We start from the raw sequence: 10767 nt of genomic DNA, 5'->3' as shown, positions 1-10767 counted from the left end.
TGGCCGGTCTGGTCCAGCAGGTCGGGCTTGGACATCCCCGCCTGCACCTTCTGCAGGGCCCCTTGCGGGTCCTCGCCGAAGATCTTGTAGAGGTTGCGGATCGAGACCTTCACGGTTTGCTCTGTCATCTGCTCTCTCCCTCAGCGGCTGGACTGGCTGGCGTCGATACGGGCCAGGGCGGCCTTGGTGACGCGATCCAGCGCGATGGCCAGCACCACGATGCCCAGACCGGCAACAAGGCCGACGCCCAGTTCCAGGTTGCGGATGCCGCGCAGCACGAGGATGCCGAGACCCGGCGCCGAGACCATCGAGGCGATGACCACCATGGCGAGGCTCATCATGATCGTCTGGTTCACCCCGGCCATGATGTTGGGCAGGGCCAGCGGGATCTGCACGCCGAAGAGCTTCTGCCGCTTGGTCATGCCGAAGGCGTCGGCGGCCTCGATCACGTCGGGATCGACAAGGCGGATGCCGAGGTTGGTCAGCCGCACCACCGGCACGATGGCATAGAGGATCACCGCGATGCCGTAGAGCTTGGGTTCGGTGACCGAGAAGAGGAAGATCAGCGGGATCAGGTAGACGAAGGGTGGCAGGGTCTGCAGCATGTCCAGCACCGGTGTCAGGATCCCCTGCAAGCGGTCACTGCGCGACATGGCGATGCCGATCGGCACCCCCAGCAACACGCATATGAAGGCACAGACGAAGATGATGGCCAGCGTCTGCATCGCGACCTCGTAGTGATCGACGAAGGCCAGGGCGGCGATCATCAGGGCGACGAAGCCCACCACCTTCCACGACCGTGCCACGACCCAGCTGACCAGCAGCAACAGCGGCACCATCACCCACCAGGGCGTCTGTGTCATCAGCCAGAGCATGTTCTCGAGCGCCCAGCTCAGCGGCTGGGTCAGCGGATCGACGACGACGCGCAGGGCGTCGCGGATGCCGAGGAAGCCGGTTTCCAGTCCCTGGGTCAGGTCGCGCGATTGCGGGATCGCGGCGCAGGCATCGTGAAGCGCATCCAGGGAGGGGAAGGGGAGGTCGCGCAGCGAGGTGGCGGCGTCGTTGCCGCCCTTGGTCTTTGCCAGAAGGTCGGCCATCGACATGGGGCCGTCGGCGGCCTCCGCGTCGCACCAGTCCCTCAGGCCAAGACCGTCAAACAGACCGTCATAGGTTGCCATATCCGTGTCGGGCCGGGATCGGCCCACCCTTGTTGTGGAACGTGAAACGGGGCCGGTTGTCCGGCCCCGTCGAATATCCTGCGGCCCCTCGGGGGCCAGGCGCGCTTACTGCACCAGCGCCGAAAGCTTCTCTTTCGCCGCATCGTTCACCCAGGTGGTCCAGGTGTCGGCGGAGGTGGTCAGGAAGTAGACGGCCACTTCCTCGTTCGAGGCGTTGTTCTCGTCCTTCCAGGCCAGCAGGCCCGACATTTGGTCGGTGGCGAAGGTCATCTTCGAGAAGAACTCGGTCACCGCCGGGTTTTCCTCGGCGAAGTCGGTGGTGACGGCGGTCAGGATCGGCGCGGCCGGGAAGTCCGAGACCTGCGGATCGGCGGCATCGGGGTTCTGCAGCGGCGCGAAGGCCGCTTCGTCGTAGCCGCCCATGTCGACCTTGGTCATGTCGTACTTGCCGAGCGGCACGGTCGGGCCCCAGTAGTAGCCGAACCAGGGTTCGCCATTGGTGACGGCGGCGCCCATCGAGGTCGCCAGCGTCTCGCCGGAGCCATGGTTGAAGACCTCGATGCCGTGGCCCTCAAGATCCAGAGCGCGCGACAGGTTGTCCGAAACCACGCGGCAGCCCCAGCCGTCGGGACAGTTGTTGAAGCGACCGCCGACCAGTTCGGGGTTCTCGAGGATGCCTTCGATGGTGGTCAGCTCGGGGTGCTCTTCGGCCAAGGTGGTGGGGATCCACCAGCCTTCGACGCCGCCCGGTTCCAGCACCGAGGTCAGGCGCTTGATGGTGCCGCCCTCTTCCAGCTTGGTGTAGGCCTCGCCGGCAGAGTTCAGCCAGAGGTTGGTGACCACGTCGGGTTCGCCGTTCTCGGCGACCGAGGTGATGGCGGGGATGGTGTCGGACTGCACCAGGCTGACGTCGCAGTCGTAGCCCTGTTCCAGCAGGAACTTGGCGATGTTGGTGGTCACTTCGGCAGCGGCCCAACCCATCTGGGCGATGGAGACCTCACCGCACTGACCTTCGGCGTCCTGGGCGGATGCCGCGGCGGCAGGCAGGATCATCGCGGCGGCAATGGCGGTCGAGAGACGTTTCGGCGAACGCATGGATTTCTCCTTCGAAATTTTAAGTAAAATGGCGTCAAAGCGGATGTCCCATGAAGGCATGCATGGGTGGTGTGCGAAAAAGTCAGCCTTTTAAGGGTGGCTTGAGAATGCACTTTGCTTTTGACATCGAAGTATCTGCTATCAGGGATATGGCGGAAGTTCAAACCATCTGACGAAGCTGCGACCGGCACGACAGGCGGCAGGGCGGGTGGCCGCCTTGTTTTGTTGCGCCAGGCAACCCTTCGGTGGCGGAGGGGGCAGGCGTCGGCAGGGCAGTCCCTGGAGGCGTCGCGCGGCGCACGGCGAGCGGCGCGGCGGGGGCGCTCGTGCGTGATTCGGTGGGGCGACCCGGCAGGGCGACGCCAAATTGCGTCACGGACAGATGTTTCGGCTGGCCGGGTGGTCCGACTTGCCTATACTTCCCCGAAACGGGAGATGAGGAGCTTTTCAATGAAGGATTTCAGCACCATGACTGCGGCGGACTTCGCGGCGCTGCAGGGCGTGACCTTCACTGTCGACACGGTCGGCTCGCCGGTGCAGCTGTCGGTGATCGAGGTGAAGGCCCTGGCCAGCGGCCTGCGCGAGGGCGGGGCCTTTTCGGTGCTCTGGCAGGGCCCGGCGTCGCCCGCGCTGCCGCAGGCAACCTACCGGCTGACAGGTGCAGCCGGGGACGCGCAGGACATCTTCCTGGTGCCCGTCGCGCGCACGGCGGAAGGCTATCAGTACGAAGCGGTCTTCACCTGACGGGCTGGCCCGGCGGGATCCAGTGCAGCAGCTCGTAGACGCCCTTGTCCTCGACGGGGCGGAAGCCCAGCCGACGATAGAGCTGCTGCGCGCGATTGCTCTTTTCGACATGGATGCCGATACGGCGGCCTTGCGCGGAAGCCTCGTCCTGCAGGTCGCGCAGGATGGCGCCGCCGTAGCCCCTTCCGCGGGCGCCGGGCAGCAGGGCGATGTCGATGATCCGCAATTCCTGTGGCCAGTAGTCCAGGTAGAGGCGTCCCGCGGCGCCTCCCTCGGCCTCGATGATCAGCCAGAGCGCGTCCGGGTAGTGCTGCCGGTAGTGGGCGTGCTGGGCCGAGAACTGCATCTGGATGAACTGCTGCCGCTGCGCCTCGGACCAGGGCAGCCCGGCCATTTCCTCTTCCCGGGTCGAGCGGTAGAGGCGGCAGAGAAACGTCCCGTCAGCGTCGGTTTCGGCGCGATATCTCAGGCCATTGGCCTGCGCCCGGTGGTGTCGTGGCAGGGTCGTGCTCTGCATCCTGTCTCTCCCCGGGGGAGCGAGCGGGGGTTGGCCCCCGCGCGCAGTTCCTCAGCCGTGCGAGGGATAGAGCCCGGCCAGGGCGATGATGAAGTTCAGCCCAAGGTAGGGTTGCTGGTTCTCATGCGCCTGTCCGCCCCCGGTCGTCTCGACGGTCTGTTCGGCCAGGCTGACCAGATCCTGCTGGGTTTCCGACTGATACAGGTTGTCGCCGAAGCTCGACCGCGCCAGTCCGGTGTCGGAGGTCGGCTCCGAGGTGGTGGCGATCGCCGCGGTGGCGAGCAGCATGTGATCATGAGGGGGCAATTGTGCCTCGGTCAGGGTCACCGTGTCGCTGCCCAGGGACTCGCCCAGGGTGCGGGTGGTCAGCCCGGGACCGCGTCCGGGATGCATCGGCGCGCGCCCCTGCAGGTCGGGCAGGGCGGTGGTGCTGCGACCATCGCCGCCATAGGTGGTGCCGATCAATGAAAACAACGCGGTGTTGTTGGCGATCGGCAGCAGCTGCCCGTCGCAGAAGGCCCAGCTTCTGGGGGCGAAGTCACCCGCGAAGATGCGGATCTCGGCAATGAAGGGTTCCGACATGTCTGCCTCCTAGTGACGGCTCGGGTAAACGCCGTAGAGCGAGATGATGAAGTTGACGCAGAGCGACGGCATCAGGTTCGTATGGGAATGCGCCCCCCCGGTGCGGGTGACCGACGCGCTGGAGAGCGGCGTGTTCAGCGGCTCGGTCGAATAGGCCCCGACCCCGACGCCTTCGGCCAGGACAGCGCCCAGAGGCCCCGCGGTGGTGGCATCCCCGGTGTCCACCACAAAGCCGTGGTGGTGGCTGGGCATCTGGGCCACGGTCAGGGTCAGCGTCTCGGAGCCGCCCTTGCTGCCTTCCCGCCGTTCCGTCAGCCCCGGGCCCTGACCCAGGTGAAGTGGGATCCGCCCGCGCATGTCGGGCAGGCCGAAAGTGGTGCGGCCGTCGCCGCCGTAGATCGTGCCAAGCAGCGAAAACAGCGCATCATACTGTGATACCGCCAGAAGCTGGCCGTCGCAGAACGCCCATCCCTGGGGGGCAAAGTTCCCGGCGAACATGCGAATTTCGCCGACATAGGGTTCCGACATCAGACATCCTCCGGGGTCAGTTGCGCGATGGGAAAAGCCCGTGGATGGCGATGCAGAAGGCCACCGTCAGAAAGGGCTGCATGTTGTTGTGCGACATCGAGCCGCCGGTATTGGCAAGGGTCCCGCTGCGCAGGGTGATCGCCTGCGAGCTGCCAGGGGGCACATAGGCGAGGTCGGTTCCGGTCTCTGCCGCCAGCACGTGGTTTCCCGGTGTCGCGATATTGCCGGGCTGCGACGAGGCCTTGACCTCATGCCGATGCGCCGGGATCTGGGCTACGGTCAGCGTCACCGTCTCGGCCCCGCTGCTCTGGCCCAGGCTGACACCCTGGCCGACATGCACCGGGGTCCGACCGCGCAGGTCGGGCAGCGCGAACGTGGTCACGCCATCGCCCCCGTATGTCGTGCCGAGGATCGAGTAGAGAGACTGGTTCTGGTTGATCGGCATGATCTGGCCATCGCAGAAAGCCCAGCCGAATGGCGGCAAATTGAAACCGACCATGCGGATTTCCCCAAGAAATGGTTCTGCCACCGCATTCCTCCCTCTGCTGCCGGAATTGGCTGATTCCCTAATGCGTAGTATGCCGGAGGGGGATCTGTCTATATTGCAATGTCAATTCCCGTGTTTTGACATTTTATTTTCATTATTCGATCTTCAGGGTTCATGTCATGTGTATTGGTATTGTTTTCCCCGTCAGAGGATCAGCCCCGCTCGCGGCCCGGCGACCCTTGCCGCGTCGCGTCATCTGCAGGGGGCGAGCCCATGTCGCGCCTTGCTGCAAGGCCTGGGTTGCACGGCCTGCCTCGGGGCGGCGTGCGTCCGGCGGAACAGTGGATTCGCCTGCAGGTCGGTTCGTTTCGGCCGGGGCGTGGGGAGCAAGTAGCTGTTTTGTATATTTATTGTACGCCTCTGATGCCGGGGTGTGCCGAAGCATCCCTCTGCATGGATCCGGTGACACCTCCCCGATTTTCTAAATGGATCCATGGAGTAATTTGTCTCTACTGTTATTTGTTTTCGTTTTTCCGTCCCTGTCATTAAATGAATCATTTTTTTGTTCCACGGGACAGTTTAGCGTTCGCGCTGATTGTTGGCGTGCGGAAGGATCTTCCAGGTGCGCCGTGAAGTGTTCGGGCAATTCCGCAGGCTGGGCCCTCGGAAACGGTCCGGTGTACATGAGGTGGACCATGGGTATCGCGCGCGGCTTTCGGGGCATCGGAAATTTTGTCGTCAGCCTTCTGGAAAAGGGATGTCGCGGGCTCCGCAGTTGGCAGGGGAAGGACGCTTCGGGCGTGGCTGTCCTGCTCGTCCTGCTGCTCACCTGCCTGTGGCCAATCCAGGCCAAGGCCGCCTACAGCGACTGTCCGCCCGCGAGCACCGGCGATCAGCTCGCGCTTAACCTGACGGATGACAATTGCTTCATCGTCGGGGGGGCGACGCCTGCCGGGACCAGCTTCAACGAGGACTTCATCTTCATCCAGATCGTGGATGCAAGCGGTGGAACCAGCTTCGAGCTGCAGGACTTGTCAACCGCGGGCGGGGGCGATGACGACCGGGCCCTGACCTACACGATCAATGGCACGACGTCGGTGCCGCCCTCTCCGCAGAGCGTCAACTGCTCCGCCGGCTGCACCATCACCGGGAGCTACGGTGGCACATCGATCACCCCCACGACCTTCACCAACTCGGGTGGGTCGGGAACGGTCGGTGGCGGGACCGGCCCGGCGGCGGTGCTGACGGCGACCTCCGGCGGAGGCCAGTCGGCGGCGATCACGGCGGGCTTCGCGGCGCCGCTGGTGGTGACGGTGACCGATGCGGGGGGCAACCCGGTGGCGGGGCAGACGGTCAGCTTCGCGGCGCCGGGCTCGGGCGCCTCGGCCAGCCTCTCGGCCAGCTCCGGGGTCAGCGACGCGGCGGGCCAGGTGAGCGTGACGGCGACGGCCAACAGCACGGCGGGCAGCTACACGGTCAGCGCCAGCAGCAGCGGGCTGAGCGCGGTGAGCTTCGGGCTGAGCAACCTCGACACCACCGCGCCGACCGTGGTGCTGAGCACGGCGGCGGCAGACCTGTTGCCGGGCGAGAGCTTCCCGGTCTCGGCGCTCTTCTCGGAGGACGTGGTGGGGTTCGCGGCCTCGGATGTCGCGGTGAGCAATGGCACGGTGACCGGCCTGTCGGGCAGCGGAGACAGCTACGTCATCACGGTCCAGGCCAGCGGCGCGGGCAGTACCACGGTCTCGCTGCCGGCAGGGGTGGTCGAGGATCTGGCGGGCAACGGCAATGTCGCCTCGTCCCTCGTCTCGGTCAGCAGCCGGACGGTCGAGGAGACGACCGAGATCCTGCGCCGGTTCCTCACAGCGCGGACCGGCCACCTGATCAGCCAGCAGCCCGATCTGACCCGGTTGCTGAGCGGCGCGACCCGCCGGGCCTTCAGCGCCGACATCACCCGGGGGCAGGGGCGTTTCCACTTCGCGGGCAGCTTTGGCCCGTCGGTCTGGGCCGATCTGCGGGGGGCTTTCAGCACCTATGACGGCGCCGAGAGCACCTATGTCCTTGGGGCGATCGGCACGCATCGGCGGCTGAGCGACACCCTGCTGGCGGGGGTCATGCTGGAGTTCGACCACATGGTGCAGGAGCTTGGCGCGGCCCGCAGCGAGGGCACCGGCTGGCTTGCCGGGCCCTATGTGGTGGGCCGCGTTCCGGGGCAGGAAGTCTATTTCGAGGGCCGGCTGCTTTATGGTCAGAGCCGCAACGACGTGTCGCCCTTCGGCAGCTATACCGACAGGGTGCGCACCGAACGGTTGCTGGTCATGGGCAAGGTCTCGGGGCGGATGGAGCGTGAGGCCGTGACCTTGATTCCGCACCTGGAGCTGGCCTGGGCCTCGGACCGGCAGGACGCCTACCGCGACAGCCTCGGCAATGCCATTCCGGCGCAGCGGGTCGAGCTTGGGGAACTGGCGCTTGGCCTCGACTTCGAGGCGCCCCTGCCAGGGGGCGGCGCGGGCGAGCTGCTGCTGACCGGGGGGCTGTCGGCGATCGCGCGCTCGACCCGCTACGGCGGCGGGGCCGGCGTGCCCGGCGCGGATCTGGACCGGCTGCGGGGCAAGGTCGAGCTGGGCCTGGACTATACCTTCGGGGACGGGGATCTGCTGAGTGTCACGACCTTCTATGACGGGATCGGCACGCCCGAGTACGAAAGCTACGGGATAGAGATCGGGCTGGACATGCGGTTCTGATCGCCGCCAGCCCGCTGCCAAGCCGTGGATCCGAACGCCTTCGTGTCCGAGGACGAACGCCAGCGTCTCCTCTGCGGCCTGGCCGGGTTCGCGGTTCAGGGTCCGGCCCGCGTCGGTCAGGAGGTCGCTGGCGCCGGGACTGTCGCTGGCCTCGAAGATGCCCGCTGCGCTCAATTCGTCCAGCACCTGGCGGGCGTCCGGACTTGGACGGCGGCTGGCCTCGCTGAAACAGAGCTGGTCCCGGGAGCGGGGAATGTGTGGCCAGGAGGGTCTGGGCACGATGGGAAAGCACCAAGGTCATCGGCAGGACCTGGTTGCGAGGCCGGTGGGTTCCAGCGCGGCTCCGCCGCATCACCAAGCTTGCCCCAACCTCCGCGCCGGTGGCCCGGGCCCCCGGGATCATTCCTGCCTGTTGAACGGCACCCACGCGGGCGGCGAGGGGTGCGTCCCATTCGTCCCGGGGCCCCGCGTGGGCAGGTGGACGGAGTGCGGACCCGTCCTGTGACGGGGGCGGCGGGGCCGTGTCGTCCGGCGAGGCTCTGGTCGCGGGCCTGTTCGCCGGACGGCAAGAGGGCGCCCCTTGGGGCGCCCTGGATATGTCTTGCGGATCAGCTGCGGGGTTTGCGGCGCGGAGGGCTATCTGCCGTCATGCGCGGCTTGCCGGCCCGGGGTTTGCCGCCCGGTTTGCCCCCGGGCTTGCCAGTCGGCTTTCCGGCTGGCTTGCCGAAGGGCTTCTTGCCGTCGGGGCGCTGGAAGCCGGCACCCTGGTAGCTGCCGTCCTTGGTCGGGCCACCGCGACGGGGCGCGGGCTTGCCCTCGCCGAAGCTCTTGCCGCCGTCCTTCTTGAAACCGGGTTTCTTGAAGCCGTCCTTGCCGCCACCTTCGCCGCGCGGGCCATCCTTCCTGAAGCCGCCTTCCTTCTTGAAGCCACCGGGCTTGCGAGAGTCGCCGTCCTTGTTGAAACCCCCCTCCTTCTTGAAACCGCCAGGTTTCTTGTAGGCGGGCTTGCCCTCGCCGCCATCGCGGTCCTTCCAGACCCGGCCCGCGGATTTCGGAGCACCCGAGTCCTTGCGGGGGCCTGCCTCCTTGCGGGGCTTGTAGGGGGCCTTCACCTCGGGGTCGTCGATGCGGGGGCTCTCGGCGCGCTCTTTCCATGCGGGCTTGGGGCCACGCTGGAAATCGCCGCGATCCTCGCGCTTGCCCTTGTAGCCGCCACGATCACCCCCGCGATCCCCGCCGGGACGAGGTCCGTCACGACGGTCGCCGCGCTCGCCGTGGCGGTCGCCACCGGGACGGGGCCTGCGCGGGCCCGAGGGGCCGAGATCGGGGGCGCTGTCCAGCTTGCGGGCGATGACGCCATCGGACAGCTCGCCGCCCTCGCCAAGTGCGGCGTCGAACTGCGGGGCGGAGCCTTCGGCAACCTCAAGGAAGGTCTCGTCCTCGCGGATGCGGATCGCGCCGATCACGGCCTTGTCCAGATCCGTCGCGCGCAGGATCATCGGCAGCAGCCAGCGCGGTTCGGCGCGGGTGGCCCGACCGACCGAGAGCGAATACCACTGCGCCGGGCCGAAATCGCGCGGCGCCTTGGCGGGCGAGGTGTCGGGGGGCAGCAGGTCCTCGGGCGGGGCATGGCGTGCCTGGCGCAGGCGCAGGAAGCCTGCGGCCACGGCCTCGGCGCCGTGACGCTCGAGCAGGCGGGCGGCGAGGGCGGCGGTCTCTTCCGCGACCTCTTCGGCCCAGGCGGGGTCTTCCATCAGGTTGTGCTCGTCGCGCTCCATGATCTCCTGCGCCGAGGGAGGCAGGGTCCATTCGGCGTCAATCTTGGCCCATTTCAGAAGGCGTTCGGCCTTCTTCACGGCGCGGGGGCCGACGATCAGCGCCGAGGTGCCCTTGCGGCCCGCGCGACCCGTGCGGCCCGAGCGGTGCAGCAGGCTTTCGGTATTGGTCGGCAGGTCGGCATGGATCACCAGCGTCAGGCCGGGCAGGTCGATGCCGCGCGCGGCAACATCGGTGGCGACGCAGACCCGGGCGCGGCCGTCGCGCATGGCCTGAAGGGCCTGGCTGCGCTCGGCCTGGGACAGCTCGCCCGAGAGGGTGACCACCGGGATGCCCCGGTTGCCGAGCCGCGCGGCAAGGTTGTTCACCGCGGCGCGGGTGTTGGCGAAGACGATGGCGCTTTCGCCCTCGTTGTAACGCAGCAGGTTGAAGATGGCATTGTCGCCGTCGTCATGGGCCACGCGGATCGCCTGGTAGGAGATGTCGCTGTGCTGCTCTGCCTTGGTCACCAGGTTGATGCGCTTGGCATCGCGCTGCACCTCGGCGGCCAGCTTGGCGATCATCGGTGAGACGGTGGCCGAGAACAGCAGCGTGCGGCGGTCGTCCGGGGCCTCGCCCAGGATGAACTCGAGGTCCTCGCGGAAGCCGAGGTCGAGCATCTCGTCGGCCTCGTCCAGCACCACGGCACGGATGTCGCCAAGATCCAGCGCGCCGCGGCGGATGTGGTCGGACAGGCGCCCAGGGGTGCCGACGACGATATGGGTGCCACGTTCCAGCGCGCGCCGTTCCTGGCGCATGTCCATGCCGCCGACGCAGGCGGTGATCTGGGCGCCGGTCTTGGCATAGAGCCAGCGCAGCTCATGCATCACCTGCATCGCCAGTTCGCGCGTCGGCGCGATGATCAGCGCCATCGGCGTCGCGGCGGGGCCGAACTCATGCGCCTCGCCCAGCAGGCCCGGCGCGATGGCCAGGCCGAAGCCCACGGTCTTGCCGGAGCCGGTCTGCGCCGAGACCAGCAGGTCCTCGGAGACCAGCTCGGGGTCGGACACGGCCTCCTGCACGGCGGTGAGTGTCTCGTAGCCGCGCTCGGCCAGCGCCTCGGAGAGGGGAGGGATCATC

Annotated in this window: 9 protein-coding genes; 2 read left to right on the top strand and 7 right to left on the bottom strand. The window is 67.2% G+C overall.

Annotated elements, in window-relative coordinates; genetic code table 11:
* Nucleotides 1-140: 140 nt before the first annotated feature.
* Together OS124_RS0109720 and OS124_RS0109715 are read right to left on the bottom strand one after the other, a co-directional pair.
* Complete coding sequence (locus OS124_RS0109720; RefSeq protein WP_010139369.1) at nucleotides 141-1178, bottom strand: ABC transporter permease; 1038 nt, start codon at nucleotides 1176-1178, stop codon at nucleotides 141-143.
* 105 nt (nucleotides 1179-1283) lie between these two features.
* Entirely contained in the window at nucleotides 1284-2273 is a 990-nt protein-coding gene (locus OS124_RS0109715) for an ABC transporter substrate-binding protein (RefSeq protein ID WP_010139368.1), read from the bottom strand.
* 450 nt (nucleotides 2274-2723) lie between these two features.
* On the opposite strand from OS124_RS0109715, the gene OS124_RS0109710 reads away from it, so the two are divergent.
* The gene (locus tag OS124_RS0109710) at nucleotides 2724-3017 is read left to right on the top strand and encodes a DUF6916 family protein (RefSeq protein WP_010139367.1); all 294 of its coding nucleotides are present in this window, start codon (nucleotides 2724-2726) and stop codon (nucleotides 3015-3017) included.
* Here the strand turns inward: OS124_RS0109710 and OS124_RS0109705 are convergent.
* From OS124_RS0109705 to OS124_RS0109690, 4 genes are read right to left on the bottom strand one after another with little or no spacing between them, the layout of a single operon-like run.
* A complete protein-coding gene (locus tag OS124_RS0109705; RefSeq protein WP_010139366.1) occupies nucleotides 3010-3534 on the bottom strand; it encodes a GNAT family N-acetyltransferase in 525 nt (174 codons plus the stop codon). The genes OS124_RS0109710 and OS124_RS0109705 overlap by 8 nt on opposite strands.
* Before the next feature lie 51 nt (nucleotides 3535-3585).
* Complete coding sequence (locus OS124_RS0109700) at nucleotides 3586-4116, bottom strand: phage tail protein (RefSeq protein WP_010139365.1); 531 nt, start codon at nucleotides 4114-4116, stop codon at nucleotides 3586-3588.
* A 9-nt stretch (nucleotides 4117-4125) separates the two neighbouring features.
* A complete protein-coding gene (locus OS124_RS0109695; RefSeq protein WP_010139364.1) occupies nucleotides 4126-4644 on the bottom strand; it encodes a phage tail protein in 519 nt (172 codons plus the stop codon).
* 16 nt (nucleotides 4645-4660) lie between these two features.
* Nucleotides 4661-5143 (bottom strand): phage tail protein, encoded by a 483-nt coding sequence (locus tag OS124_RS0109690; protein WP_010139363.1) that lies wholly within the window; start codon nucleotides 5141-5143, stop codon nucleotides 4661-4663.
* 788 nt (nucleotides 5144-5931) lie between these two features.
* On the opposite strand from OS124_RS0109690, the gene OS124_RS0109685 reads away from it, so the two are divergent.
* On the top strand, nucleotides 5932-7872 hold the full coding sequence (locus tag OS124_RS0109685; protein WP_168161458.1) for an Ig-like domain-containing protein: 1941 nt from the start codon (nucleotides 5932-5934) through the stop codon (nucleotides 7870-7872).
* A 608-nt stretch (nucleotides 7873-8480) separates the two neighbouring features.
* Here OS124_RS0109685 and OS124_RS0109680 read toward each other — a convergent pair.
* A complete protein-coding gene (locus OS124_RS0109680; RefSeq protein WP_040606981.1) occupies nucleotides 8481-10766 on the bottom strand; it encodes a DEAD/DEAH box helicase in 2286 nt (761 codons plus the stop codon).
* Between the last annotated feature and the right edge of the window lies 1 nt (nucleotide 10767).

The sequence above is a fragment of the Oceanicola sp. S124 genome, assembly GCF_000220565.1.
GTDB lineage: Bacteria > Pseudomonadota > Alphaproteobacteria > Rhodobacterales > Rhodobacteraceae > Pseudooceanicola.
The sequence above is the reverse complement of the archived record's forward strand: the minus strand, read 5'-3'. Positions and strand labels throughout refer to the sequence as shown.